Raw genomic sequence first — 25,921 nt, 5'->3', positions numbered from 1 at the left:
CATCTATTGCCCTTCTTAATTTACTCAGATTCGACTCTTTGGCTTCTGCAGGTAATCTCCCCAAACATCTGGAAAGTTTAATGGAGAAATCTAATCGGTATGTTATACCTGAGAGAAGAGTGAGGAGTTATCCAAGGGTTGTAAAAGGAAAACCTCAAAAATACCCAAGAAAAAGCCAGTCAATCTCTTAACTGACTGGCATTACACTGACGTGGGCTCTTTTCAATTGATTTTAATTACCGCTTATTGACCAAATTTAGTCGCCATGGCAGTTAATTTTTGATAACCCGTCGGAAGCAAACGTTGAATTAAATCAATCGCTTTTGCATCATTACCAATCAATAAACGACGCTTATCTTTTTGTACTGCTTCAATGATTTGACGAGCCGCTTCTTCAGGTGGACAGCGCAAGAATTTATTAAAGGACTGTGCCGATTTTTGCGGGTTCATGCCTAAACTTTTCAAGCTATCATTCATTTTTGCGGCATTAGCAATATTGGTACGAATCCCGCCCGGATGTACACATAGCGCACTCACGCCACAGTTTTCAATATCCAATTCTTGGCGTAAAGATTCGGTAAAGCCACGTACTGCAAATTTAGTGGCATTATATGCCGACTGTGTTGGTTGTGCAGTTAGGCCAAACAAGCTGGAAATATTGATGATATGACCTTCACCACTTTGCTTGATATACGGTAAAAATTCTTTGGTGCCATAAACCACACCCCAGAAGTTAATATTGACAATCCACTCCAGCTCTTCGTAGCTTGCGCCTTCAACGGTCGTGCCCAATGCCACACCCGCATTGTTAAAAATCATATTCACCGAACCATGATCTTTAACAGTCTGTGCTGCCCATGCTTTCATTGCTGCAAGGTCTGACACATCGAGTTTTTGCGTGGTTACACGTACATTGCTGGCTTTCACTAAGTCTACGGTTGCCGCAAGACCCTGCTCATTCACATCGCTTAAAGACAGATGACAGCCTTGTTTCGCCAAAAGCACTGCCAATTGCTGACCAATACCTGAACCTGCACCTGTAATGGCAGCCACTTTATTTTTGAAGTTTTTCATTGTGATTCCTTATTCCTTTATGCTGCCGCTTGGCTTTATCACAGCGTGATCTCATTTGCCAATGTGTGCAGTTCGTCGACTTAATATAGTTTTGACAATACATATTGTCAATGTCATCTTAGGACGTGCTAAGCTGTTGAAATCGCCAATGCTTAAACATAGGTTTAAACTGAAATTATTGCTAAAATAAGACAAAATTCTGCTTTAGTTCAGCGTATATTTTCATGACAGATGCAACAAATCACACAGAACAACAACAGGCAAAAAATGTGAAGGAACGTCAATTTAAAGGGCTTTCTCTCAGTGAACGTAAGCAAGCGCGACGTGAAAAACTGATTGAAGCCGGTATAGAAGCCTATGGTACACATGGCTTTTTTTCCGTGACCGTGAAAGATATTTGTTTGGAAGCCAAGCTGACCGAACGCTATTTTTACGAATCATTTAAGAAAAGTGAGCAACTGTTCCAGACCATCTTTTTAAAATTAATCGATGAACTGCAACAAAACGTGATGCAAGCCATCATGCAAGCATCAACCGATTCTAAAAAAATGATTGAAGCAGGTTTAACCGCCCTATTGTTAACCTTAAAAAATAATCCTCGCATGGCGCGCATCATTTATATCGATGCCATGTTGGTACAAGAGCTACATAACCAAGCCACGATTCATGAAACCATGATGCGCTTTGACCGTATGATTCATGCCTTTGTCATGCTCATGATGCCCAATATTGATCGTTCAGAACGCGAAATTTCAATGGTCGCAACAGGTCTCAATGGTTATGTCACCCAAATCGCGATTCGCTGGGTCATGAGTGGTTATAAACAGCCGATTGATGAAGTTTTATCGTCATGTAGCGTGGTCTTTTTGGCCTTGTTGGATGCTTTTTATGAAAAACCCAGGAAATAAATTTTGTCCTCAACATTGATCTTTACAATTTTTTGAATGATTTTTTTGTGACAACAGCATGATGCAAAGCCCATGTTGTTGAATATTTCAGGATTTAAATTGTCACAATTTCTTTCCAAACCCCAATGAAAGATCATTTTTGCAATGATACTGTCATAATTAATCTTTGTAATAAGCCTGTCATAAATATAAAACGGTCTACCGTTTACATAAAATAGGGTATTGCGCTGTGAAAGATGACTATATTTTAATCGTCGACGACGAACTCCCGATTCGGGAAATGATCCATACTTCACTGGATATGGCTGGTTTTCAATGTCAGCAAGCTGAAGATGCCAAACAAGCGCACCAAATGATTGTGGATCAGCGTCCTGCACTGATTTTATTAGATTGGATGATGCCTGGTGGCGTGAGTGGTGTAGACCTATGTCGTCGTTTAAAACGCGATGAAAATTTGTCAGAAATTCCAGTCATCATGCTCACTGCTCGCGGTGAAGAAGACCATAAAGTCCAAGGTCTAGACGCAGGCGCAGATGACTACATGACCAAACCCTTTTCCACCCGTGAGTTGGTGTCACGCATTAAAGCGGTGCTGCGTCGCTCAAATGCATTGGGTGGTGAAAAAACCATTGATGCCAATGGTTTAATCCTCGATCCAGTCAGCCAACGTGTCAGCTTTGGTAACACCATTTTAGATATGGGACCGACTGAATATCGTCTACTGGCCTTCTTCATGACTCATCCTGAACGTGCCTATACCCGTGCTCAATTATTAGATCAGGTTTGGGGTGGAAACGTGTATATTGAGGACCGTACCATTGACGTGCATATTCGTCGTTTGCGTAAAGTTCTTGAACCTTTCCAAGCCGATCGTTATGTCCAAACTGTTCGTGGTACAGGTTACCGTTTCTCTACCCGTGCAGACGCTGTGATGGGTTAGTCATTTTAGGTCTTTAATTTTCTATGTACGAACCGTATCCCGTCCCTGAACTTGCCAGTGAACATAAAAAATTCCGTTACAGCAGTTTATGGACTTTTGCCAAGCAGGATTTGAGACTTCTGGCATTTTTCCTACTCATTGCGGCACTCATCGGCTTTGGTATCGGGTACTTATGGATCTGCATCTTAATCGCCTTTGCAGTGTTCTTTGCATTGCAAATGCGTTCGCTGTACTTGGTCAACGAATGGATTTCAAATCGTCCCTATGATGTCCCGCCAAATTTAGACGGTATTTGGGGGGCTTTGCTCTTTAATGTATACCGTGCGCAGCGTCAAGAACGCATTGTACAAGCTGAAATGGTTGGTCTGATCGACCGCGCTCAATCTTCCTTGGTGGCACTTGCTGAAGCGGTGGTATTGATTGATGAATTACACCAAATCGAATGGTGGAACCCTGCCGCAGAAAAGCTTTTGGGGATTCAACAGCTCGATCAAGGGCGCAATATTTTAAGTATTTTAAGACAGCCCAGTTTTATCGAATACTTTACCAATATCGATTTAGCACCCGATGGTTTGAAAATGAAATCATCGGTACTTGAAGACCATTATGTGCAAGTGAAATTGACCCGTTTTGGTCGCGAAAGTCGATTACTGGTGGCCTATGACGTCACACGTATGCATAACCTTGAGCAGATGCGTAAAGACTTTGTCGATAATATTTCACATGAGCTACGCACACCGCTCACGGTTTTAAGTGGTTATATCGAAACCTTTACCGATCAGGAAGATTTAAATCCACGCTGGAAACGCGCATTCGATCAAATGCAGTCTCAAACCCGCCGTATGAATGCTTTGGTTAATGACTTGTTATTATTATCTCGTCTGGAAAATGATAAAAAAGTTGCTAAAAATCAAATCATTGAAATGCCCAGCCTAATGAACCAACTATATGACGATGCACATGCTTACAATGTGGATTATGGACATACACTGAATCTCGAGATTGATAGTCACTGTGACCTAATCGGATCAGATATGGAATTGGCGAGTGCCTTTAGTAACCTCATCACCAATGCAATTAAATACACCCCCAAAGGCGGTACTGTGACCATTGGGTGGCATGATGATGGTACGCATGGTTATTTTACCGTTGAAGATACGGGTATCGGGATTGACCCGAAACACTTACCCCGTTTAACGGAACGGTTTTACCGTGTGGACAGCGCACGTAGTCGCCAAACGGGAGGCACAGGTTTAGGTCTAGCCATCGTAAAACACGTTTTGATGCAACATCAGGCACACCTTGAAATTGAGTCCAAAGAAAACCGTGGTTCACTGTTTAAAGTCGTCTTCCCTAAAGAACGCTTGTATCATGTGAGCTAAGCAGAATCATCCCGCCGGTCTTGCTGTGCTTCCAACTGTTGTTCTTGTTGTTTGGCACGGCGATATGCAGGACGCTGTTGCATCCGTTGTAAGAAAGCCTGAATTTGTGGATATCGCCCTTGCGTTCGGGTCATGACGGCTTCTAATGGAAACGTCATCTGAATATCCGCAAAGCTAAACGGTCCCGCAAAATATTCATTTTCCGCTAAATGGTTTTCTAAAAACTCGATATGTTCTTTTAAGCGAGGTCGTACAAAACCTTTTTTGACCCCATCACAAATGCGATTAGCTACGGGTTTGATGACCCAAGGTACATGGCGTGGCACATTGCTCATGACCAACTGCATCACCAATAACGGCATCAGAGAACCTTCGGCATAATGCATCCAAAAGCGATATTGTTGTTTTGAATGTTCCGCCTTGGCTGCAAAAAAATCATGCCGATCGTACTTCTCTTGTAAATACTCCAAGATCGCTGCAGATTCTACCAAGACCAGTCCATCATCCTGCAATATGGGCGACTTTCCTAAAGGATGGATGACTTTAAGCTCAGGGGGAGCAGACAAATTTGGCTGGCGCAGATAAAACTGAACCTGATAATCCAGTCCTAATTCCTGCATTGCCCATAAAATACGAAATGAACGAGATTTTTCTAGATGATGTAGCACCCGCATGGGTTCATCTCCTATATGAAGTCTAAAATTTTCTTATTTCTGGCAAGCCATTATTATTTTGAAGTACTTAAATCATAAAAAGTGTCAGATCACTGCTTAGGGCTATATCAAAACTAAATTTTGCACAGTACAGCAGCGACCTGCTTTTAAATTAAACTAGAGTGGTTTTAATGTCTACACTGCGCAATAAAGTTTTTGTCACTGGGGTTTTTTCACAAATGGACAAGATTTTTTGCTCTAATTCTGCATCCAAGGGCGTTTGAAAATGTAGACGTCGCTCAACCCATTCAGCACCTTCACGGTTCGCACAAAAGTCTGCCTCAACACGAAACTCACCCAATTGAATTTGTTTATGTGCTGCATACATGCGCAAGGTAATCATGGTGCATGAAATTAAGGAGGCACACAGTAAATCATACGGTGCTAAACCTAAATCCCCGCCACCAAATGATTCGGGCTTATCGGTAATAAGTTGATGTTTTGCACTCTGAACTTCACCTGACCACGGTGCTTCTAAGGTGTTTACTGTTGCCGTTGCGACGATACCCATAATGACTCCCTCATGGTTATGCCGCACCATTTTTACCACAGGTACGGCTGTTCATTTTTATTTTTAAGTTAACGTGATGGACGTATTTTATCAGGGAAAGCCGGTGCTTCTAGTCGTGGACCATCATAGTCAGGAATAGAGCCAAAGCGTTCGTCCTGATTAATCCACTGCTCACGGGCAATATTCAATTCTTCTTGTGTGCGCCCCACAAAATTCCACCACAGCAGAATCGGTGATTCAAAAGGTTCACCCCCTAATAATAAAACACGGCCACCTGCGTGCAGATCAATTTTGACTTGGGTTAAGCCCGGCTCAAGTACCACCATATTGTCTTCATTTAGCTCGTGACCATTGACACTGGCAGTCCCTTCGAGGGCCATAAAGCCATATTCAAATTTTGGATTCAGCGGCAAGACGGTACTTTGACTTTCCGAACTACGCAGATCGACACCTAATAATTCACTATGTACTTTTACCGGCGATTTAGTCTGCAAAAATTCACCGACCAAGACCGTCAATTCAATCCCGTCTTGTGTCACCACTGGCAACTCTGGGTAATGGTCAAACTGGGGCGCCATATTGATTTTGTCATCTGGCAATGCAATCCAAAGCTGCGCAGCATGCATTTGCGTTTCAGATTCTGGAGCAACTTCAGTATGTGAAATACCATAACCTGCCGTCATGAGATTGACTTGTTTGGGCTGAATTAACTGATGTGTGCCCAAACTGTCGGTATGCATCATGGTGCCATCAATCATCCAGGTGAACGTTTGCAAACCAATATGTGGATGCGGCCCAACATCTAAGCCATCACCTTGAGGGAAATGCACTGGACCGGCATGGTCAAGGAAACACCATGCACCAATCATCCGTTTATGCCGACTCGGTAAAGCACGTTTAATCACTGTGCCTTGACCAATTTCAGCACGGCGCAGTGGAAATTCTTGAATGAACTGATTGACGTATTTTTCACAATCGTCGGAATGAGATATTTCTGTGTAATTGGTATTGGTCATATTCTTACCCTAAATTTGGCTAAGCCGATGCAAGGACTATCGGCTAGAGCTATGCATTTTTTTCCATTATATCTGCATTAACTCAATCTTCTTCAGCTGTCATTAATACGCTGAATCACAGAGATAGGACAATCGTTTTTTTGTTGCCTAATATGACATACAGCATAACAGTTATTGATGCTTATTTAGACAACACCCAATGCGAAACTACTTGTTCAGATCACGTGAAATGTAAATTTAAGTAACACAAATTAACACTCATTTTTGACCAAACAATACCAAATAATTCACAAATACTTGAAATAACGTGTTTTATTTTAAACAAAAATGATATAGATTATTTGAGTTACATAAAATTACATATAAACCATGCTCACCCGTCGGTAATCTTGCATGATCAATGAGTATAAGAAAGAATCACGTGCACTGATCCAAAAAGCCTTGAAAGGAACCGTTGTTCGCGTTCCTGCTCAATTTCGTCAAGAATTTTTCCACTACCATCGTCGTCAACTTTTTAAATTCTTTTTCCAAGTCAACATCGTTGCACAATTGGCCTATCTCTCTTATGCCATAGCGGATTGGTTTATGTTGCCCGATGTGGGCTTGCTCGCGATAGGCTTAAAAACGGCCTATACCTTACTGATGATGGTCATCACATGGGTCATTTATACATATAGCAAAAGCATTTTACTCTTTGACTTGATGCTTCCCCTATCGATCGTTGGTGCTTCTGCGCTGTGGTTTAGCCTACTCAATTTATCCAACAGCCCCGATGTGCCGATCTATTTATATGCATCTTTGGTTTTTATTGTGTTAGCTAATTTATGTGTGCAAATCCGCTTTAAAGCTGCTGTGCTCATTTCTCTGTGTATCAGTCTAATCTTGCTGATTGGGGTGTATTTCGCCGTTTCTGGCAATATCCATCAACTGCAACTGTTTATCTTGATCTATTCGCCCGTGTTGTTATTTAGTTTGTATATCAGTTGGAATTCAACACAAAAATCCAGAATTGTGTTTTTACACAGTAAACTCGATCAGTTGAACCGTGAAGCGCTCAATATTATGGCGCATACCGATGTGCTGACTGGCTTAAACAATCGACGTCAATTTATTCAACTTGCCAATTATCATATTCATCATCAGTCCAAATCGTTACAGCCCCTTTCATTACTGATTTTTGATGTCGACAAATTTAAAAATATTAATGATCAGTTTGGGCACTATATTGGTGATCATGTTTTACAACAAATTGCCGAAACATGCCGACATACTTTACGTAGCCAAGACATCATTGCCCGCTTCGGCGGTGAAGAGTTTATAATTCTTTTACCGCAGACACACCTGCGTCAGGCTCAAGACATTGCCGAACGTCTGCGACGGGCAATAGCCGATGATTATTTAGAACTTGATACACTACAAAAACTTAAATTTACCGTTTCAATTGGTGTTGCCGAATTTGGTCAAAAAAACCGAGATTTACAAAGTGTCATTCGCATGGCCGATCAGGCACTTTACCAAGCAAAATCTGCAGGACGCAATCAAATATCAACTTATAAAACAGCAAGTTAATAATATATTTTGTAACATTCATCAGACGATTTTTTATCATTCATTCGAAAAATCCCTAGTTTCAGGTAGATATTTTTGTGTGTTTTTTGTTCATAATTTGTCCTAAGCCATTTATGGAGAAGGGACATGTCTGTTGATGTACGAATGAGTTCTCGGACTAATTCGTCTGCTCAGGAAGTTCGTAAAAATCATACTCATACTTTGAAACTTTCTGAGTGTGATCTTGCCAATCGTGCCGAGATTGAACAAGCCATTGCAGATCCCTTTGCACGTATTCCTACGCAGTTTAGAAACTATTTTCTACAACATCAGTATGCCCATCAGTTACCTTATTTGCGTCAAGTAAACTACATGGCGCAGATTACGTTTCTTCTTTATTTTTTTGCTGACATTTTTATTATCCCTGACATGTTCTTTTGGTCAGGTCTTTCTCGAGTGGCCATGATTGTTGCTGCCTTATTGGTCAGCTTTTATCTGTTTAAATACAAAAAAGATATTCGTGTGCTCGACATGATCTTACCGATTGGGACAGTCTGTAGCACCGCGATTTGGATTGGCTTATTACTGGCTTCAAATAGCCCAATGGTCTCGTCCTATATCTATGGTGCAGCGATCTTTATCTTGATTGCCAATGTCTGCGTACAAACACAATTTAAGCCCGCCTTGTATTGTTCGGGCCTCATTTCGCTATTGGTATATTTTGCGGTGAGTCAGCTTTTATCATGGCAAGAAGCACTGATTTTTGTGGTGGTGTCTATTCCTGTTTGGATGATCAGCCTGCATATGAGTTGGAACAATACACTCAATGCACGTCGTCATTTTTTACGTACCCTACTTGACGACTGGAATATGCATACACTGAAAAATTTAGCGCATACAGATGAGCTCACCCAGTTATACAACCGTCGTCAGTTTGTTCAGTTGGCTGAGCATCGCATCCATGAATGGCCAACGCCTGCAAGTACTTGCTTATTGATGTTTGATGTCGATCATTTTAAACATATTAATGATAATTACGGGCATGATGTTGGTGATCAGGTACTGCAATGTATCGCTGAAACCACCCGCAAAGAAATGCGCCAAAAAGATGTCTTGGCTCGCTTTGGTGGCGAAGAATTTATTGTGCTGCTGTCGGAAACGCAAATACAGGATGCAATGTTAATCGCAGAACGTATTCGTCTAACGCTTCAAAATCAATCATTGCTGAATGTCGCAAATCACCCGATCCAATTTACCGTTTCCATTGGTGTTTCACAGCTTAAATCACATAAGCAAAATTTAACTGAACTGATTAAGCAAGCGGATATTGCGCTGTATCAGGCAAAAGAAAATGGCCGTAACCGTGTAGAGCGCTATGATTCAAGCATGAAACCCGAACGTAAATCGACGAAGTCTTGGCAAAGCTTTACCCATAAAGCGAAGCCTAAAGCTGAACCGAATAATGAAAGCGATAGTAGTTGGTCAATTGTTTATAAATAGAATGTTGAGATATAAAAAAAGGACGCTGAAGCGTCCTTTAAGTTTATTTAAAAACTATCTTCATCAAAACGGTCTTGATCTATTTTATAAATATGGAAACTTCTTTCAATTTGAATACCCAAGCCAAATTCAATCATGAGAGATGTAAGCTTGTCACCATCAATTAAAACAATGCCTGATTTCTTTGCTGACTCAATTGCTTCTTTACTAAAACTAGAAGTAGTAATAAATACGCCCTTTTTCGCCACTTGATCAGCCAAAGCTCCCTTAAACTGTTGAATGTCAGGGCGCCCCACCGTATTTTCCCAACGTTTAGCTTGAATATATATTTTATCTAAACCTAAACGATCTTCACTGATAATACCGTCAATGCCACCATCACTGGTTTTACCTATTGCTTGGGCTGCGTCTTGATGTGAACCGCCATAACCCATTATTACCAACAAATCGACAACTAATTGCTCAAAGAATTTGGGTGAATTACTTTTAATTTTATTTAATAGCTCATCTTTAATTGTTTGATTAAGCTCCGTTGATGATTGTTCGATTATTTCTGCAGGCGTCAAATGTTCTGTTTGAATAGATGTAGCATGCTCTTCTTTTAGAACTAGATTTTGAATATTTTTATTATGGTTAGAACCAATTTTATAATCAGAAAACCCTTCAAACTGCATCAAATACTGATTAGTTATATTGGATAAGCTAGAAAAATCAATAGACCAACCTAAAGTACTTAATTCGCAAAGACCACGTGATGGTTGTTGTATCAAACCTGCTTTAACCAAATATGTTTTCGCCCAGCCAACACGATCATAAAATACTGTTTTTGTACCACTAGATAGCCTTAAATTTAAATCAGCTTCAGATAACCCAGATCTTTCAGCTAAAATTTTTGTGGCAGAACTTAATTTTATTGCCTCTTTTTGTTCTGCTAAAAGTTTCATTAATGGAAGCATCAACTGATCGTATGTAGGCAATGACATTTAACTTGCTCTTTTAAAATAGTATTTTTCATAATTATAAATAAAAAAAGGACGCCGAGGCGTCCTTTTTTATTAGTAGAATTATCTAGGTTTCCCTAAATAGCCTCAAGCATAGCTCTTGGCGTAATTTAGGCAAGAAATGTTGTTTCTTGAAATCCAAAACTGCCGCGAGCATAGCTCTTGGCGTAAAACTGGCACGAAGCAGTGCTTCGTGAAACCCCAGTTTTACTCCCATTCAATAGTTGCAGGTGGTTTAGACGATACGTCATAAACAACACGAGAAACTTCAGCAATCTCGTTCATGATACGTGTAGAAATCTTGTCTACAAGATCATAAGGAAGGTGTGCAAAACGTGCAGTCATAAAGTCCACAGTTTCTACAGCACGAAGCGCGATCACCCATGCATAACGGCGGCCATCACCCACCACACCAACCGATTTCACGGGTTGGAATACAGCAAATGCTTGCGCAGTTTTGTCATACCAGCCGCTTGCGCGAAGTTCTTGCATGAAGATGTCATCTGCTAGACGAAGGATATCTGCATATTCTTTTTTCACTTCACCAAGAATACGTACACCTAGACCTGGGCCTGGGAATGGATGACGGTAAAGCATTTCAAATGGAAGACCTAAAGTTGTACCTAAACGGCGTACTTCGTCTTTGAATAAATCACGGATTGGCTCAACCAATTCGAATGCTAAATCTTCAGGTAAACCACCCACGTTGTGGTGTGATTTAATCACGTGTGCTTTACCTTGTTTGCTTGCTGCAGATTCAATTACGTCTGGGTAAATGGTACCTTGAGCAAGGAAGTTCACACCGTCAAGCTTACGTGCTTCTTCAGCAAACACTTCAATGAATTCACGACCAATGATTTTACGTTTTTTCTCTGGATCAACTTCACCAGCAAGTGCTGTTAAAAAGCGATTTTCAGCGTCGGCACGAATCACGCGGATACCCATGTTTTTCGCAAACATGTCCATCACTTGTTCGCCTTCGTTCAAACGAAGTAAACCGTTATCTACGAATACACAAGTCAATTGGTCGCCAATCGCACGGTGTAAAAGTGCAGCTACAACAGATGAATCGACGCCGCCTGAAAGACCCAATAGAACTTTTTGATCACCAATTTGCTCACGAAGTTGTTCTACGCGAAGATCGATGATGTTTTCTGAGTTCCACAAGTTACGGCAACCACATACGCCATGTACGAAGTTAGACAATAACTCAGCACCTTTCGCAGTGTGTGTCACTTCTGGGTGGAATTGGATACCATAGAAACGACGTTTTTCATCAGAAACCATCGCCACTGGGCAGCTTGGTGTGCTGGCAGTGATTTGGAAACCTTCAGGAATTTGAGTCACTTTATCGCCATGACTCATCCATACTTTTAATTGGTCTTTGGTATCTTCAAGATCACCAATTAAAGCATCACGGACTTTAATATCAACTTCTGCATAACCGAATTCATGTACAGTACCTGGCTCAACTTTACCGCCAAGCTGCTCTGACATGGTTTGTAGACCATAGCAAATACCTAAAACAGGTACACCAAGTTCAAATACAACTTGTGGTGCGCGCGGACTACCTTCTTCATGAACACTTTCTGGACCACCTGAAAGAATGATCCCGTTTGGGTTAAATGCACGAATGTCTTCTTCAGACATATCAAATGCGTACATTTCTGAATAAACACCAGCTTCACGTACACGACGTGCAATAAGCTGACTATATTGAGAACCGAAATCCAAAATCAGGATACGGTCTTCAGTAATTTGGGTATTGGTAGTCATGGCAAACAACTATGCAGGCAACGAATATAAGCGCCGTATTCTAACATTTTTCTTGGACTTTCGCACACTATTCGGACAGGGGCAAAAATCCCAAGCCAAACGGTGTTTTTTACAACACATTTCAGGACTTTACCCATCCGCTTTCAATCAGCGGTAGACATGAAAAAAGCGGCAGAACGCCGCTTTGATGGATGCTCGGACTCATGACAACTTTATTTTGATTTTTCGATCCAATGATCAAAACTGAATTTACCAGCACCATGTAACATGAGAAATAATAAACCGCCTGACATCGCCAAATTTTTCATAAAGTTAATACTATCTTCTGCGCCACCATGGAATAAAAATGCAGTGATTAAACTAAACACGGTTAGACCTAGCGCCGCAAAACGTGCTTGAAAACCAAACAATAAAGCTAAGCCACCACCCAACTCGACTAAAATGGTGATCGGAAGAAGCCCTGCCGGTACACCCATTGACTCCATATAACCTGCGGTTGCAGTGTAAGCGGTAATTTTTCCCCAACCTGCCACAATAAAAATATAAGCCATCAAAATACGTGCAACCAGACTGATTACAGCATTGATTTGAGGCTGTTGACTCAGATTTTTCACCACTAGATTTGGATTAAACATACTGAAAGCTATTTTTAATACTGTTCAAAAGATGTGCTTAAATTAGGTCGTTTCTTATTCTCTTTAAATATGCTTTTATAATACTCATCATTCCATATATAGAACGATTTTACTGATAATTAATTACGTTTTAATACTGACTTTGCTGCCCCAGACTGATAGCATCAGACCACTATTTTACGCATATAAGCCCCATGGAACTGATTGATTTTATACTACATGTTGATGACCATTTACTCGAGTTCATTACCAATTATGGCGTATGGATTTATGCAATTCTGTTCCTGATTATTTTTGTTGAAACCGGTTTAGTGGTCATGCCCTTTTTACCGGGTGATAGTCTTCTGTTTGCAGCAGGCGCGCTCGCTGCGTCAACAGGTGCCATGGATCCATGGGTTTTGGTGATTTTGCTGTTTATCGCTGCGGTCTTGGGCGACACGCTGAATTACCATATTGGTAAATATATTGGCCCACGTGTCTTTGAAATTGAATCACGCTTCATTAACCGTCAACATTTGGTCAATACGCAAAAATTCTTTGAAAAACACGGTGGTAAAACCATTATTTTTGCCCGCTTTATTCCTTTTGCACGAACCTTCGCGCCTTTTGTCGCAGGTGCAGGCAGCATGAACTATAAGTACTTCCTGACTTTTAACATGATTGGTGCGATTTGTTGGGTTGGCTCATTTATCACTTTGGGTTATTTATTTGGCAATATGCCCATCGTGAAAGATAACTTCACCCATCTGATCTTCGGCATCATTATTATTAGTGTTTTACCGGGCGTGATTGGTTTTATTCGAGCAAAATTAAAGAAATAAACCGATGTGGTGAACGCCTTTAAGCAAAAAAGCGTAAAACCACGGGAAACATACATAAAATCAGCATCAGGGCCGATCCTTTATACAGAAGATCGGCCTTAATTTTTTGGGTCTTACCGGCCAAAATCGTCCGTCCAAATGACATCCAAAACAATGCAACTGGTAGCAAAACCACGCTAAATACAGCAAAAACCAAAATAAAATTTAATGGGCTAGCCCAAGTTTCAATTGGGAAAATACCTGCAGCAAAAAGCAACGCTTTAGGATTTTTTAACGAGGAAATAAATAATTCACGTGGTTGAATTGAAGGATGTTTTTGATTGTACTGATGTAAATGCGTCGATTTCCACAAATGAAAAGCCAACCATAAAACATAGGCAATACTGAGAAAATGTAGCAAGTGAATTAAATTCGGCCACACTGGAGCGCTTAAATGAATAATCAACGCCCACAAATTAATGGCATAGAAATAGCCCAATAATTCTGCAGGAATCAGCATGCACGTCTTTGCAATGCCTTGTTGATGTGCAGAGCTTGCCATTAGTGCATTGCTAGGTCCCGGCGTCATCATCACCGCAATCATTGCCAATACAAAAAGCCAACTCTCAATCATGAATACCCAGACAATGTTTCAAAGCGCACACCTTAGCCGAAATGAATTTAAAAAAACAAGTACGCACTAGGTCAGTTTTATCCTTGTACAAGTCAATGCACTCACGCTGAATGTTCAATACCAGAAGGAGGTATTGAAATACACCAATAATATTTAATTTAATTTTTTCATAGATTTAAATATTTTATTGGCTCTAAATAGTGCAGTTTATTTGGCTCAAAAAAAATGCCAATAGACGCCTCGCCTACTGACAAATTTTATTACACTTTTCTCATAGCACAGGCCTGAGCCCCTGCTCATGATCCGTTTATGATTTTGCTGCGGTAGCCGAATTTGCGCGAACGATAATCGGACAACCTTTAAATTTTGCTGCCTGTACAATCGCTTCTTGCTCACCTAGAACGCGTGAAAGCTCGGTACGTTTGGTATTTGAAGATTGTCCCATATTGACCGAAATACTCGGACCAATTCCCCAACCTCCACGGCTGCCCCAGCCACCACCGAGGCCAACACCGACACCAACGCCTGTGCGCTTCGGTGTTTCTACACCATTTTGAATATAGTCGTGGATTCGGTTGTATTCGCTTTGCAATTGTTGGCAACTCAAAGACTGATACTGTGTAGGTGAAACATAGCTTGGTTTAGGCGTACTTGCACATGCACCCAATACAACAGCAGTGAAAGCAACTAGACCACATTTAAGTGCATTCATACTTTTCTCGATACTACTTTTGCTCAATTTCATTGAACAATGATTGATAGGCTTGCGTCAATTTATGATCTGCAGCCAAATGGATTAAAGGTTGATTTTTATGATGCGATTCTTTCATCAGCACTGAAGGCGGTAACATGCTGTCCAATACAGGAAGACCTTCATCTTTGAGTTGTTGTACAACTTCACGCGGCAACTTCGCCTGTGCCTGAAATTGATTGACCACAATGCCTTCAATTTCTAAATGATCATTATGATCATCCTGCGTTTCTAACACATTTTCGATCAGTGTCTGTAAGGCACGTTTTGAAAACACATCGCAGTCAAATGGAATCAGCACGCGATCTGCCGCAATCAGCGCAGATAAAGTAAAAAAGTTAAAGGCCGGAGGTGTATCAATAAATACCCGATCATATTGACCGCTCATCTGCTGCAAAGCATCGCGGAGTTTGTAAATTTTATGCTTAGATTCTAAGGCATGTGCCAACGCGCCTAAATTTGGACTGGCAGGAATCACATCTAAACGTGGATACAGCGATGCATGCACATAACTTTCCAAACCTTTGGCACGACCTTTCAAAATCGAACCGATGGCATTTCCCAACAAACCTTTACTTTGTTGTGTCCCCAAGACTTCTTCAAAATAATTTTCAATATTGGGTTCAAGTGCAGGCTTATCTGCCGAATACGTCGCATCATCCCCCAACAAATATTGACTTGAATTGGCTTGAGGGTCGAGGTCAATCACCAAAGTTTTTAAACCTTGGTGCGCGCTTATCGCAGCTAAATTGACCGTAATACTCGATTTCCCCACACCACCTTTTTGGTTAAATACCACACGCGTACGCATTCAAAACCCTCTAATCTTTGTTTTTCTACTCAAGCCTTGAAATCGGCCATGTGGATAAGCCATTTATCCAAAAACTGGTTTGATTATAACCAATGTAATGATGAAAATAAGTGCAACAGCTGCAATAAATAAGCCCGCACGGCGCTGAACCAATAAAACACTGTCATCTTTCTTATACGCTTTAGATAAAGAAGACAGCAGCGCCAAAAACAGTACAACTTTGGCATAGAACCATGGCTGCACATCAAAGTTTTTCATAAACAATAAGATAATTCCTGTTACGGCAATTAGTGTCATTGAGCCATGTTGCAAAGCAACAAAAAACTTCCGACCTGCTGGATTGGGTAAATTGCCCTGCGTCCCTTTAAACAGCGTAAAAGCACGAATGAAAATGGCAGCACAGCCTAAAGCCACGCCACACATATGAATGATTTTAATGATTAATTGCGTTTCCATGGCTCACCTTAAGATGACTTAGGTGCATGCGCACATTCAGGGCTAGTAGTGTCTTGACCATTCCATTCTTCGGGTAAAAACGCATGAATGGCCAAAGCATGAATTTGCCCCGGACTAAGTAAATCACCGGCTGCGGCATAGACTTTTTGATGACGTTGCACCAAACGCAAGCCTGCAAAAGCCTCACTCACGATCACAGCTTTAAAATGCGACTCTTTACCTGGGAAATAACCACCATGACCTGCGGACTCATTCACCACTTCAAGATGTGTAGGCGCTAATGTCTGTAGACGCTCAATTAATTGCTGTTCTAAACTCAAAACGGCTCTCCCAAATTCAAAAAAAGGTTCAACTGGTCTTAGTATAGCCTGTATTTGTTCAAGTTCTTGTGTCGCAAAGTTGCTGAAACCATCTGAATTGCATGATTTCATCAAAATGGAAGCCTTCGACCTGCAAAAATCTTCCAATTTTCAAACAAATTGTTTTTATTTTATGCAAACGATGCACAGTTTTTCATAAAGTTATTGACCTGAAAAATCCTTAATGTATTATACGTGGCTATGCGGGAATAGCTCAGTTGGTAGAGCATAACCTTGCCAAGGTTGGGGTCGGGAGTTCGAGTCTCCTTTCCCGCTCAAAATTTTTTCATTCGGTTTTTTATTTAAAAAATTGGATAGACTCCGCGGGAATAGCTCAGTTGGTAGAGCATAACCTTGCCAAGGTTGGGGTCGGGAGTTCGAGTCTCCTTTCCCGCTCCAAATTTTTTTCGATTCAGTTTTTTAGTAAAAAAACAGGATAGACTCCGCGGGAATAGCTCAGTTGGTAGAGCATAACCTTGCCAAGGTTGGGGTCGGGAGTTCGAGTCTCCTTTCCCGCTCCAAATTCAAAAAGCCCTCATCGAAAAATGGGGGCTTTTTTTATGTTGATTTTATTATATTTTTTAAAAATAACTCTTCATTAAAAGAGCTATACTTGCAGCAAAGCTAAACATAACTTATATCGTTTGTGACCAAGATGTGACCATTTAGTGCCATGCTCTATATAAATCACCTTAAATGACACCATATTCCACCAAATCACATGCTTGTTTTTATTTTATCTACAACCAAACAGCTTAATATTAGCTTCAGATTTCATCACATAGATTTAACTTTTTTTCTTAAATTTACGACTAACGCTTTTCTGATGTGACCATTTGTGACCAAAAAAATTTCCGGAAAAGCTTATTCTCCGATGTTATTCGACATTAAAAATATTTCACAAAATATATCAAAATAAAATTTGAACGATCATTCAAATTTTATATCTAATTTTGTGACCAATTCATTTTTAATGTGACCACTTGTGACCAAATCAACCTTCACCATTTTGATTATTAACATTTTTTTTAAAAATCAATAAATCTCCTACTTCGATATTTAATGCCGTACAAATCTTATCTATAGTTTCAAAATCAATTCGAACAGACTCATCGTTATAAAGCTTATGTAGTGTAGATTTATTTATCCCTGTACTTCTCACCAAATCAGCCACCTTCAGCTTCCGCTCAGCTAATAGAACTGCCAAGTTTGAATTAATCATAAAATTTCCCAGTTAAATAATAAAAAGTACTTGCAAAGACATAAAAATATGATAATTTACGTCTTAGGGATAATTTTTCCTAGTTACCTAGTAAAAACATGAGGTTCTATTATGTCATACACCTATCTCACAGCCCAACAACTGGCTGAAAAAATTCAGTACGATGCTCGTACCATTCGCAACCAATTAAAGGACAGTGTCTTTATTGAAGGTGTTCACTACATCCGCCCTTTTGGTGGTCGCAAAATTCTTTTTGTTTGGGAACGTATTGAAACTGAAATGCTTAAGTTTACTGGACTAAGCATGGATGCCCTACATTAAGTTTCAGGAGGTTTAACTAATGGCTACCATCCGGGAACGAAGTGGCAAACTAATTGCCGATTTTCGCTACATGGGCATTCGTTGCAGAGAAACAACCAGTCTTGAAGACAATGCTTATAATCGCCGCATTTTAAAAAAACGTCTCGAGCAGCTTGAAGCTGAAATCACTTTAGGAACTTTCGAATACGAAAAATACTTTCCTAGAAGTAAACGCATTGAGGAATTTAAAGAAAAAAGAAGCCAACAAATTGCTGTCCAAACCAATGTTCCTCTATTCAAAGATTTTGTGCACATTTGGTTTAAGCAAAAACAAGTTGAATGGAGAAGTTCCTATCAGGAAAAAATTCAAATTGTCATGAAAAAATATTTGATTCCTGCTTTTGGGAATCAGGTAATGACAAAAATTAAGAAATCAGACCTGCTGAACTTCCGTGCCTCTCTCGCCAAAGTGACACACGGAAATGATCAAACAAGTCTGAAAGCATCGAGGATTAATCAAATCATGACGCCTTTACGTATGATACTCAATGATGCGGCTGAACGATATGAGTTTGAGTCGCCTTATAAAAATATTAACAATCTGAAAGAAAGTAAGATTGAAGTCACACCTTTTTCTCTGGAGGAGGTACATAAAATTATCACCACGGTACGTGAAGACTTCAAACCTTATTACACCATTCGCTTTTTCACAGGTATGCGTACCAGTGAAATCGATGGTCTTCAATGGAAAAATATCGACTTACAACGTCGTGAAATCCACATTAGAGAAGCGCTAGTAAATGGTGTTCTTGGCGGAACCAAAACTTATGGTTCTGACCGCACGATCCAAATGAATGATCGGGTTTATCAAGCCTTTTTACAACAGAAAAGCTTAAATAATGGTAAATCAGAGTTTGTTTTCTGCAATCGTGATGGTGGACCTCTCGATTATCGTCTGGTGAATAAACGTGTTTGGCATCCCCTACTACGCTTTTTAGGGCTAAAGCCCCGTCGTGCTTATCAAACACGCCATACCGCAGCAACACTCTGGTTGTCGGCAGGCGAGAATCCGGAATGGATCGCACGCCAGCTGGGACATTCAACCACTGAAATGCTGTTTCGGGTCTATAGCCGCTATATTCCGAATGTTACACGTCGCGATGGTAGCGCTTTTGAAGCCATGCTGGAGAGACTGAATACAGAGGAGCTTGCCCATGAACAGTAAAGCTTTCTTTGGCGGCGTAGTCGTTAGCCCAGAAGCAGATATGGTCGCGCGTGAACTCATTCAAGAGTTACACATTCCCAAACTGCACAATCTTGCCTTTTTGCTGGAAATCAATAAATGCTTCGATGATCACCAAGCATTAAGACTCTGGCTACAGCGAATGCTGGATGAAGAACAAGCTCATTACGATGACTTGGCTCAACAGGCCCGTTTCCGGTTAATGAGCCTAGCTCACTAATAAAACAAACATAAAAGGTCATCAAATCGATGACCTTAGCCCCTCTATACCTATAAAAAGGTGAACACATGCATAAAGATATTTCAATTTGGATGCCACTCTATATTGGCGACCTACAGGCAAAATTTGCACGAATGACGGCAGAACAAATTGGTGCGGCACTGCTGTTAATGATGGATTTCTGGAAAAATGGTGCCATTCCTCATGACCTAGCTACTGTATGTAGCATCACGAAATTATCGCAACATACCAAGGCTAAAACTTTGTTGAATACGCTGTTGACCTTGGAATTGTTTGAAATCGAATCTGAGCAGATTCATTCAATTTTTTTAACCAGTTTAAAAAGCCAGGCATTGCAAAATCAGCAAATGAAATCTGATAAAGCTAAAAATGCAGCCCAAGCACGTTGGGGGAAATCCGCAAGTAATGCTCAAGCATCAGCCAAGCAACGCAAAGTAAATGCTCAAGCAACTCCTGAGAAGAGCCCGAGTATTACTCAAGTCATGCTTGAACCATGCCCTTCATCTTCATCTTCATCTTCATCTTCATCTTCATCTTCATCTTCAAATTTTGAAGAAAAAAATGAGGATTTTTTAGAAAATTCCAAATGGATTTAGGAGATTAGCCATGAACACCATACTTAAAACACTCCAGTTTCGTGCAGAAACAACGGAAACACTTTGCCCTACCCATCATATACCCCTGATGGAAATTGCCGGTCTCAGGCTCTGTAAATTGTGTGCCAAAGAAACCGTCCATCACTCACATGCAACCTATGCAGATGAGTTGCAACAGCGATTGCTACAACAGAAAATCAAAAACTCAGGGCTCAATAAACGCTACCTAGATCGTGGCTTCAAGAATTATGTAGTTGCATGTCCTGCACAAGACAATGCCATCAAGCTAAGTCAGGCCTTTGCACAGCAGATTATTTCTGACCACAACCCGAATATGTTGATGATTGGTACACCGGGTACAGGTAAAACCCATCTGAGTGCATCAATTATTCGCAACATTCTGCATAACAGTACAAAATCTGCACGCTACTATACCAGTGCAGAAATTGCTCAAAAAATGATGGATACCTGGTCAGATGCTTCACGCTCTGAGAAAGAAGTCATCGACCATTTCTCCAGTTTTGATTTATTGGTGATTGATGAATATGGCCTGCATGACCGGCATGAAAAACGTCTGGAGATGGTGCATAAGGTTTTGTATAGTCGTTATGACAATATGAAATCTACCCTGCTGATTTCCAATTTCACAGTCCAAAATATGCAGCGGGATTTAGGTGTAAGATTATGGTCACGGTTACATGAAAACAATCTGATTGTAGTGCCGTGTTATTGGGATGACCGACGAATAAGCGGATAATCGTAACCCCCACTTAAGCCAATTATCTTGCTGAGATGATTGGCTTTTTAGTTACTAACATTCCCAAAATAATAGTCTTTACTACGTAAAAAATAGATAAAATAATTCCAGAAGAGATAATAAAGTCCACTCATTTTTAATTTGAAGCCCACAGGGTCGCTTGCTAAGTTGCATTTATTAATATTTATACCAATTAGCTAAACTATTGAAATAAAGTACAAACGATTCAACGACATAATTTGACGTATATCGTGATTATTCTTTTGAAAACTAAGACGTCTAGATGTATCATCAAAATATAATCGTAGATTTATGTAGAAGGAAGATGGTTTATTTAGACTTTGCTGCTTCGACCCCCTTACTCCCTTCTGTCAAAACAGAATTATTTCGTTCTTTTCAAGAAGATTACTCAAATCCTTCCTCAGCTCATCAAATGGGCCAATCTTCTGCTGATAAAATAGAAATTGCCCGTGGAAAAATTGCAGAGTCGATTGGAGCGTATAAAAGTGAAATAGTTTTTACGAGTGGAGCATCAGAGTCAAATAATTTAGCAATCAAAGGCTATCTACTCGCTAACACAAAAAAAGGCAAGCATATTATAACAAGCACTATCGAACATAAATGCATCTTGTCTATTTGTAATTTTCTAAAAAAAGAATTTGGTTATGAAATTACTTATATTGCACCACAAGTAAATGGTATTGTAAAAGCACAAGATATTATTTCACACATGCGTGAAGATACGGTGCTTGTCAGCATTATGCATGTAAATAATGAACTAGGATCTATTCAACCAATCAAAGAAATTGGTGATGCTTGCTTTAAAAAAAATATTAAATTTCATGTTGATGCAGCGCAATCCTATCGGAAATTAAAAATTGATGTAGATGACTTAAATATTGATTTTCTTTCCCTTTCTGCACATAAGATTTATGCTCCTAAGGGAATTGGAGCTTTGTATATCAGAGATATACGAGAAACTAAACTCCAGCCTATTATTCATGGTGCAGGTCAAGAATTTGGATTACGTGGAGGCACCCTTGCAACTCCTTTAATTCTTGCTTTTGCTACAGCAGCAACGGATGAGATGCTATCTCAACATCAAGGGTATTTTGACGACTTATCAAATTATCTGAAAAGAAAAATTTTAAATCTAGGTTGGAAATTAAATACACCAGTCGAACATGCAATTCCACATATCATTAACTTCACAGTACCACATTTTAAAAGTCAGTTATTTATCGCTAACTCAAGCATTCTTTGTTCAAATGGATCAGCCTGTTCATCACTCAATGTAGAAGCTTCTTATGTCCTGAAAGAAATAGGACTCTCTACAGAAGAAGGTTTATCTACAATACGAGTTAGCTTAGGACTCACAACTTCAAAAGAAGATATTGATGAACTTTTAAGACAATTAATACATTAATTATACATTTTACTTTGAAATAAATTTTCGGGACAAAAAATGAATCTTGATTTTATAAGCTACTTAAATTCCTTACATAATTTAACGCCAGCTGGAGCAAATGCTTTAGCAGAATCACAAATAAATACGACATATTTTAATGAAATTTACTCAGAATTTCCTATTGTTCAACATATCTATAATCTGCTTACAAAAGATAAAAATAACATCATTATTATTACTGGTCATGCTGGTGATGGTAAATCAACAATTGCATTTGATTTAATTAAACGTTTAGATGAAAAATTTCAGCAGCATACTTTTCAAAAACATGAATATTCAGAAAAATATAATTTAAACATCTTAAAAGATATGAGTGAGTTAAGTTTATCTGAACGGATAAAATGGCTCTCTAAAGCATTTAATGAACAAGACAATTGGTTAATCGTAAGTAATACAGGACCTCTACTTACCTCTATTACTGAATATCTAAAATCTATAGACTTAACACAAGATATCGAATCTGAAATTTTTAGTTTACTAGATAAAGAAATTAATGTTTATGATGAATTAGAAAGTCTTAAGCATCTAAATTTAAGTATTGACATTAAAAATAAAAAACTTTTTATTATTAATATTGCAAAATTAGATAATATTGAGGTTGCACTATTAATCTTTAGAAAAATTATACAACATAGTGCATGGGATAAATTAGTGCAAGACTACCCTCAGCATGCAATTATTCAAAATTATAGTACAATTAGAAATAATCTAGAACACGTTATTCATAGTATACGTTTACTCTATTTATACCTGCTTAATTATGAAAAACGCTTAACACTGAGACAAATGCTTGCACATTTTTGTGTATCATTAACTGGAGGCTATCAACTTGATGAGACTCCTACACAACCTATCATTTTTAGTGATTTATTTTTCGGTTATCAAAATAATCTACCTTGGGAAAAAGCATTTAAACTCCCTGCAATTCATTCATTACATCATTTAAATTTTGCAGGCTACTGTAGTTTAGAAATTGAAAAGATGATCTCTAATCATGAAAATTTTACAAAAGTCGATCCATCATTATATAACTTGATTAAAAATTTTATTAAAAAAGATCAAGACTGTCAGACACATCAATTTAAAGCTTCTCTAAGACGTTTAATTTTTATTTATAACTTATATCCTTCTACTTACACACATGCTCAAGCACAATTTTTAGGCTCTCCTAATATTGAAAAATATAGTAAGTGGCGCTTAGACAATCAAAAATTCACATCAGAATATACCCGACATATTAAAAAAATGAGTTTACAAGCTTTAAATTTATTTTTTAGCGGTATAAATGAAGATAAATTTCTTAATATTACATTGAAACGCTCTGATAGCTCTGTTTTCCAAATTTCACAAATTAAAATTTGTAGTTTTATGGAAAAAGAATTTATTGTTGATTATTGTACTAATAAGCAACAACCTTATTTAGCATTGAAGAAGGATCATAAAATTCGTTTAGAGCTTAGTTTACCTTTGTTAGATTATATTCAAAATATCATTAAAGGTGATATTACCGAATCTCTCACACCTATTTACAAAACACAATTAGAACGCTTCAAACTCAGTTTAATTGAATACTCTGAAATTGATTCAGAAGATGAAATTACACTTGTACGCACTTTAGCAAGTGGTGAAGTACAAGAAAATATCATTAAAATTTCATTAGATTCAAAACATAATAAAATTTTAACTTTAGAGGATTAATTCATTGAGCACTTTAAATACATATAGTTATTTCCCTAAGGTAAATACACCATCTCAAAATTCTTCTAATACTAATAACCCACCAAATATTGCTTTGGATATTTTTGGACGTCGATTTTATGCAGACCAGACACCTACTGAATATTTATCTGAGTTTTTATTAGTCTTTAATTCAGCAAAAGTTGATGATACTAAGCATATTTTCGGAAAAAATAGCTTTCAAGTGAATGATCAAACCACACATTATTGTCCATCAACACGATTGGCATTAAAATTTTTTAGTTTTTTTAGCCAATCAAAATTAGAAACACGTCACCCTGTACATCAAGATGAATTTTTAAAAGCACTTGAACAACTCAAAACTAGAATGAGTAACTCAATATCAGCAACTGAAAAAAATCAATTGGTACAAACCTTACAAAACTTACTTTATGGTTTCGTTGGTGTAGCGAAAAATAGAACATGGTCAACGTATAACTTTCTCCCTGTTACGCCTATGCTTTTAGGTCGTGAAATCACATGGTCACATACAACGGATCACTTTGATAATTGGGAGAAAAGTACCGACAATTTTTCTCAAAGTGATCATAACTTTATGGCACGTGGTGGCGAAGTTTTATTTTTACAATTGGGTTATTTATTTTCAAATATCTCAGAAAATTCGCATTTTCTTCAAGACAAAGTTTCCTCTAAACACTATCAGCATCTTGAATTTAATTTAGAATGTTTACAGCAAAAACTTGAAAGCGAACTGCAAAAATTATTCAAGAGCGAAACTCAATCCATTGAAAAAATTTGTGATTTTATTGAGGATGCCCTCAACGATTATGATTTGCCACAAGAAAAATTAGCATCTCATGCCACATTTGCAACTATACCGAAAAACTATGTATTTGAGGCCTTTCTATTTGCTAATGAGCTTTTGTCACTATTACAGTCAAACATTAGTAAATTAGAAAAAATTGAATTATTACAATTACTTTGTGTCATGCAAGTTCTACGTTCTATTATGGCGCGCTCAAGACAACTTGATATAACAGCACCAGAAACCAAAAATTTTCATGGTAATTATTCGTGGATAGCATGTTCTCCTACGGCGACAACATCTGACCCTATTCGTAAATATGCAGAGAACTCCTATCAAAAAAGTGAAGAAATTATTTATCGTGTTTTACGTGCTGAAGGTAAAAAATATAAAATTCAAGAAAGCCAATATACAAATATTGATAAACAAAGTTTCGATGTTTTCAAGAAAATGGCTAAAACCATTGGATTTGTCATCCCTGTCACAGGAGGACATCAACGGTTTGTACTCAATGCCAATATGATTCGTCTCTTTGTATATACGCTTATTCCTGCTGGAAAACGAATTCAAATGACCGATTTTTTAGCCAGAATTCAAACCCATTTTGCTATTTCATTTTTTGGTGAGCAATTACAAGAAGCTTTGCAATGGCAGTACGAGCAACCAAGCGATCCAACCACTGATATTAAGTTAACTTGGTTTGAAGAAAGCTTAAAGCAATCAGGCCTTCTGATTGAATTATCTGACTCTGTTTCTATTGTAAAAAATCCTTAAAT

Annotated in this window: 27 protein-coding genes, 3 tRNA genes and 1 pseudogene; 18 read left to right on the top strand and 13 right to left on the bottom strand. The window is 38.8% G+C overall.

Annotated elements, in window-relative coordinates; genetic code table 11:
- Positions 1-191, top strand: a pseudogene (locus FTT98_RS17970) (DDE transposase); the annotation flags it as partial.
- A 52-nt stretch (positions 192-243) separates the two neighbouring features.
- On the opposite strand, the gene FTT98_RS08935 reads toward FTT98_RS17970, so the two are convergent.
- Positions 244-1,074, bottom strand: a complete 831-nt coding sequence (locus tag FTT98_RS08935; protein ID WP_180007971.1) for an SDR family oxidoreductase — start codon at positions 1,072-1,074, stop codon at positions 244-246.
- A 224-nt stretch (positions 1,075-1,298) separates the two neighbouring features.
- Between FTT98_RS08935 and FTT98_RS08930 the strand changes: the two genes are divergently transcribed.
- The 3 genes from FTT98_RS08930 (at position 1,299) to phoR (ending at position 4,304) form a co-directional block, all read left to right on the top strand.
- Positions 1,299-1,982 (top strand): TetR/AcrR family transcriptional regulator, encoded by a 684-nt coding sequence (locus FTT98_RS08930; protein ID WP_180010802.1) that lies wholly within the window; start codon positions 1,299-1,301, stop codon positions 1,980-1,982.
- A gap of 229 nt (positions 1,983-2,211) precedes the next feature.
- On the top strand, positions 2,212-2,922 hold the full coding sequence (gene phoB, locus FTT98_RS08925; RefSeq protein WP_078194048.1) for a phosphate regulon transcriptional regulator PhoB: 711 nt from the start codon (positions 2,212-2,214) through the stop codon (positions 2,920-2,922).
- Between the two features lie 23 nt (positions 2,923-2,945).
- The gene (phoR, locus tag FTT98_RS08920) at positions 2,946-4,304 is read left to right on the top strand and encodes a phosphate regulon sensor histidine kinase PhoR (RefSeq protein WP_078191505.1); all 1,359 of its coding nucleotides are present in this window, start codon (positions 2,946-2,948) and stop codon (positions 4,302-4,304) included.
- On the opposite strand, the gene FTT98_RS08915 is transcribed toward phoR, so the two are convergent.
- From FTT98_RS08915 to FTT98_RS08905, 3 genes are all read right to left on the bottom strand, one after another.
- Positions 4,301-4,978: a glutathione S-transferase family protein gene (locus FTT98_RS08915; protein WP_180003539.1), complete on the bottom strand. Its 678-nt coding sequence runs from the start codon at positions 4,976-4,978 to the stop codon at positions 4,301-4,303. The two genes, phoR and FTT98_RS08915, sit on opposite strands and share 4 nt — an antisense overlap.
- 151 nt (positions 4,979-5,129) lie before the next feature.
- Entirely contained in the window at positions 5,130-5,528 is a 399-nt protein-coding gene (locus FTT98_RS08910) for an OsmC family protein (protein WP_180118177.1), read from the bottom strand.
- Positions 5,529-5,596: 68 nt separating this feature from the next.
- Positions 5,597-6,544: a pirin family protein gene (locus FTT98_RS08905; RefSeq protein WP_180177291.1), complete on the bottom strand. Its 948-nt coding sequence runs from the start codon at positions 6,542-6,544 to the stop codon at positions 5,597-5,599.
- Positions 6,545-6,937: 393 nt separating this feature from the next.
- Here FTT98_RS08905 and FTT98_RS08900 point away from each other — a divergent pair, with 393 nt between their 5' ends.
- Positions 6,938-8,113 (top strand): diguanylate cyclase, encoded by a 1,176-nt coding sequence (locus tag FTT98_RS08900; RefSeq protein ID WP_180059664.1) that lies wholly within the window; start codon positions 6,938-6,940, stop codon positions 8,111-8,113.
- Positions 8,114-8,257: 144 nt separating this feature from the next.
- Complete coding sequence (locus tag FTT98_RS08895; protein ID WP_180177293.1) at positions 8,258-9,592, top strand: GGDEF domain-containing protein; 1,335 nt, start codon at positions 8,258-8,260, stop codon at positions 9,590-9,592.
- A gap of 47 nt (positions 9,593-9,639) precedes the next feature.
- Here FTT98_RS08895 and FTT98_RS08890 read toward each other — a convergent pair whose 3' ends face one another.
- The 3 genes from FTT98_RS08890 to FTT98_RS08880 form a co-directional block, all read right to left on the bottom strand.
- A complete protein-coding gene (locus tag FTT98_RS08890; RefSeq protein WP_180065112.1) occupies positions 9,640-10,575 on the bottom strand; it encodes a restriction endonuclease in 936 nt (311 codons plus the stop codon).
- 225 nt (positions 10,576-10,800) lie between these two features.
- Complete coding sequence (gene guaA / locus FTT98_RS08885; protein ID WP_078194056.1) at positions 10,801-12,369, bottom strand: glutamine-hydrolyzing GMP synthase; 1,569 nt, start codon at positions 12,367-12,369, stop codon at positions 10,801-10,803.
- A gap of 212 nt (positions 12,370-12,581) precedes the next feature.
- Positions 12,582-13,004 (bottom strand): DoxX family protein, encoded by a 423-nt coding sequence (locus FTT98_RS08880; protein WP_180177290.1) that lies wholly within the window; start codon positions 13,002-13,004, stop codon positions 12,582-12,584.
- A 194-nt stretch (positions 13,005-13,198) separates the two neighbouring features.
- Here FTT98_RS08880 and FTT98_RS08875 point away from each other — a divergent pair, with 194 nt between their 5' ends.
- Positions 13,199-13,825, top strand: a complete 627-nt coding sequence (locus FTT98_RS08875) for a DedA family protein (RefSeq protein WP_078191514.1) — start codon at positions 13,199-13,201, stop codon at positions 13,823-13,825.
- Between the two features lie 19 nt (positions 13,826-13,844).
- Here FTT98_RS08875 and FTT98_RS08870 read toward each other — a convergent pair whose 3' ends face one another.
- From FTT98_RS08870 to FTT98_RS08850, 5 genes are all read right to left on the bottom strand, one after another.
- On the bottom strand, positions 13,845-14,438 hold the full coding sequence (locus FTT98_RS08870; RefSeq protein ID WP_168378830.1) for a LysE family translocator: 594 nt from the start codon (positions 14,436-14,438) through the stop codon (positions 13,845-13,847).
- A gap of 307 nt (positions 14,439-14,745) precedes the next feature.
- Positions 14,746-15,150 (bottom strand): hypothetical protein, encoded by a 405-nt coding sequence (locus FTT98_RS08865; protein ID WP_078191516.1) that lies wholly within the window; start codon positions 15,148-15,150, stop codon positions 14,746-14,748.
- A 13-nt stretch (positions 15,151-15,163) separates the two neighbouring features.
- On the bottom strand, positions 15,164-16,000 hold the full coding sequence (locus FTT98_RS08860; RefSeq protein ID WP_180177289.1) for a ParA family protein: 837 nt from the start codon (positions 15,998-16,000) through the stop codon (positions 15,164-15,166).
- Between the two features lie 63 nt (positions 16,001-16,063).
- Positions 16,064-16,456 (bottom strand): SirB2 family protein, encoded by a 393-nt coding sequence (locus FTT98_RS08855; protein WP_180049492.1) that lies wholly within the window; start codon positions 16,454-16,456, stop codon positions 16,064-16,066.
- Positions 16,457-16,464: 8 nt separating this feature from the next.
- Complete coding sequence (locus FTT98_RS08850; RefSeq protein ID WP_180039831.1) at positions 16,465-16,776, bottom strand: BolA family transcriptional regulator; 312 nt, start codon at positions 16,774-16,776, stop codon at positions 16,465-16,467.
- Positions 16,777-17,018: 242 nt separating this feature from the next.
- On the opposite strand from FTT98_RS08850, the gene FTT98_RS08845 reads away from it, so the two are divergent.
- The 3 genes from FTT98_RS08845 to FTT98_RS08835 all read left to right on the top strand — a co-directional run bounded on the left by FTT98_RS08845 (position 17,019) and on the right by FTT98_RS08835 (position 17,336).
- Positions 17,019-17,091 (top strand) — tRNA-Gly (locus FTT98_RS08845).
- Between the two features lie 47 nt (positions 17,092-17,138).
- Positions 17,139-17,214, top strand: a tRNA-Gly gene (locus tag FTT98_RS08840).
- 46 nt (positions 17,215-17,260) lie between these two features.
- Positions 17,261-17,336, top strand: a tRNA-Gly gene (locus tag FTT98_RS08835).
- 473 nt (positions 17,337-17,809) lie between these two features.
- On the opposite strand, the gene FTT98_RS08830 is transcribed toward FTT98_RS08835, so the two are convergent.
- Positions 17,810-18,037 (bottom strand): helix-turn-helix transcriptional regulator, encoded by a 228-nt coding sequence (locus FTT98_RS08830; protein ID WP_180110602.1) that lies wholly within the window; start codon positions 18,035-18,037, stop codon positions 17,810-17,812.
- A 111-nt stretch (positions 18,038-18,148) separates the two neighbouring features.
- On the opposite strand from FTT98_RS08830, the gene FTT98_RS08825 reads away from it, so the two are divergent.
- The 8 genes from FTT98_RS08825 to FTT98_RS08790 all read left to right on the top strand — a co-directional run bounded on the left by FTT98_RS08825 (position 18,149) and on the right by FTT98_RS08790 (position 25,919).
- Positions 18,149-18,358 (top strand): hypothetical protein, encoded by a 210-nt coding sequence (locus FTT98_RS08825; RefSeq protein WP_180110601.1) that lies wholly within the window; start codon positions 18,149-18,151, stop codon positions 18,356-18,358.
- A 19-nt stretch (positions 18,359-18,377) separates the two neighbouring features.
- Positions 18,378-19,562: an Arm DNA-binding domain-containing protein gene (locus FTT98_RS08820; protein ID WP_180177288.1), complete on the top strand. Its 1,185-nt coding sequence runs from the start codon at positions 18,378-18,380 to the stop codon at positions 19,560-19,562.
- On the top strand, positions 19,552-19,800 hold the full coding sequence (locus FTT98_RS08815; protein ID WP_180177287.1) for a hypothetical protein: 249 nt from the start codon (positions 19,552-19,554) through the stop codon (positions 19,798-19,800). Before FTT98_RS08820 ends, FTT98_RS08815 begins: the two co-directional genes overlap by 11 nt.
- Before the next feature lie 68 nt (positions 19,801-19,868).
- Complete coding sequence (locus FTT98_RS08810; RefSeq protein WP_180177286.1) at positions 19,869-20,417, top strand: DUF1376 domain-containing protein; 549 nt, start codon at positions 19,869-19,871, stop codon at positions 20,415-20,417.
- Positions 20,418-20,427: 10 nt separating this feature from the next.
- Positions 20,428-21,174 (top strand): ATP-binding protein, encoded by a 747-nt coding sequence (locus tag FTT98_RS08805; protein ID WP_180177285.1) that lies wholly within the window; start codon positions 20,428-20,430, stop codon positions 21,172-21,174.
- Between the two features lie 283 nt (positions 21,175-21,457).
- Positions 21,458-22,600 carry a cysteine desulfurase family protein gene (locus FTT98_RS08800; RefSeq protein ID WP_257230201.1) on the top strand — a complete coding sequence of 381 codons (1,143 nt, stop codon included), beginning with the start codon at positions 21,458-21,460 and terminating at the stop codon, positions 22,598-22,600.
- A 39-nt stretch (positions 22,601-22,639) separates the two neighbouring features.
- Positions 22,640-24,340: a hypothetical protein gene (locus FTT98_RS08795; RefSeq protein WP_180177284.1), complete on the top strand. Its 1,701-nt coding sequence runs from the start codon at positions 22,640-22,642 to the stop codon at positions 24,338-24,340.
- A gap of 4 nt (positions 24,341-24,344) precedes the next feature.
- Positions 24,345-25,919 (top strand): hypothetical protein, encoded by a 1,575-nt coding sequence (locus FTT98_RS08790; RefSeq protein ID WP_180177283.1) that lies wholly within the window; start codon positions 24,345-24,347, stop codon positions 25,917-25,919.
- Positions 25,920-25,921 lie beyond the last annotated feature (2 nt).

The sequence above is a fragment of the Acinetobacter sp. YH12039 genome, assembly GCF_013420015.1.
Taxonomy (GTDB): Bacteria; Pseudomonadota; Gammaproteobacteria; order Pseudomonadales; family Moraxellaceae; genus Acinetobacter; species Acinetobacter amyesii.
This window is presented reverse-complemented; position numbering and strand designations above follow the sequence as displayed.

Bases quoted from the DNA above. Each gene is read 5' to 3' on its own strand.
- FTT98_RS08935 (WP_180007971.1), bottom strand. From the start codon at position 1,074: ATGAAAAACTTCAAAAATAAAGTGGCTGCCATTACAGGTGCAGGTTCA.
- FTT98_RS08930 (WP_180010802.1), top strand. From the start codon at position 1,299: ATGACAGATGCAACAAATCACACAGAACAACAACAGGCAAAAAATGTG.
- phoR (WP_078191505.1), top strand. From the start codon at position 2,946: ATGTACGAACCGTATCCCGTCCCTGAACTTGCCAGTGAACATAAAAAA.
- FTT98_RS08915 (WP_180003539.1), bottom strand. From the start codon at position 4,978: ATGCGGGTGCTACATCATCTAGAAAAATCTCGTTCATTTCGTATTTTA.
- FTT98_RS08910 (WP_180118177.1), bottom strand. From the start codon at position 5,528: ATGGGTATCGTCGCAACGGCAACAGTAAACACCTTAGAAGCACCGTGG.
- FTT98_RS08905 (WP_180177291.1), bottom strand. From the start codon at position 6,544: ATGACCAATACCAATTACACAGAAATATCTCATTCCGACGATTGTGAA.
- FTT98_RS08900 (WP_180059664.1), top strand. From the start codon at position 6,938: ATGATCAATGAGTATAAGAAAGAATCACGTGCACTGATCCAAAAAGCC.
- FTT98_RS08895 (WP_180177293.1), top strand. From the start codon at position 8,258: ATGAGTTCTCGGACTAATTCGTCTGCTCAGGAAGTTCGTAAAAATCAT.
- FTT98_RS08890 (WP_180065112.1), bottom strand. From the start codon at position 10,575: ATGTCATTGCCTACATACGATCAGTTGATGCTTCCATTAATGAAACTT.
- guaA (WP_078194056.1), bottom strand. From the start codon at position 12,369: ATGACTACCAATACCCAAATTACTGAAGACCGTATCCTGATTTTGGAT.
- FTT98_RS08880 (WP_180177290.1), bottom strand. From the start codon at position 13,004: ATGTTTAATCCAAATCTAGTGGTGAAAAATCTGAGTCAACAGCCTCAA.
- FTT98_RS08875 (WP_078191514.1), top strand. From the start codon at position 13,199: ATGGAACTGATTGATTTTATACTACATGTTGATGACCATTTACTCGAG.
- FTT98_RS08870 (WP_168378830.1), bottom strand. From the start codon at position 14,438: ATGATTGAGAGTTGGCTTTTTGTATTGGCAATGATTGCGGTGATGATG.
- FTT98_RS08865 (WP_078191516.1), bottom strand. From the start codon at position 15,150: ATGAATGCACTTAAATGTGGTCTAGTTGCTTTCACTGCTGTTGTATTG.
- FTT98_RS08860 (WP_180177289.1), bottom strand. From the start codon at position 16,000: ATGCGTACGCGTGTGGTATTTAACCAAAAAGGTGGTGTGGGGAAATCG.
- FTT98_RS08855 (WP_180049492.1), bottom strand. From the start codon at position 16,456: ATGGAAACGCAATTAATCATTAAAATCATTCATATGTGTGGCGTGGCT.
- FTT98_RS08830 (WP_180110602.1), bottom strand. From the start codon at position 18,037: ATGATTAATTCAAACTTGGCAGTTCTATTAGCTGAGCGGAAGCTGAAG.
- FTT98_RS08825 (WP_180110601.1), top strand. From the start codon at position 18,149: ATGTCATACACCTATCTCACAGCCCAACAACTGGCTGAAAAAATTCAG.
- FTT98_RS08820 (WP_180177288.1), top strand. From the start codon at position 18,378: ATGGCTACCATCCGGGAACGAAGTGGCAAACTAATTGCCGATTTTCGC.
- FTT98_RS08815 (WP_180177287.1), top strand. From the start codon at position 19,552: ATGAACAGTAAAGCTTTCTTTGGCGGCGTAGTCGTTAGCCCAGAAGCA.
- FTT98_RS08810 (WP_180177286.1), top strand. From the start codon at position 19,869: ATGCATAAAGATATTTCAATTTGGATGCCACTCTATATTGGCGACCTA.
- FTT98_RS08805 (WP_180177285.1), top strand. From the start codon at position 20,428: ATGAACACCATACTTAAAACACTCCAGTTTCGTGCAGAAACAACGGAA.
- FTT98_RS08800 (WP_257230201.1), top strand. From the start codon at position 21,458: ATGTATCATCAAAATATAATCGTAGATTTATGTAGAAGGAAGATGGTT.
- FTT98_RS08795 (WP_180177284.1), top strand. From the start codon at position 22,640: ATGAATCTTGATTTTATAAGCTACTTAAATTCCTTACATAATTTAACG.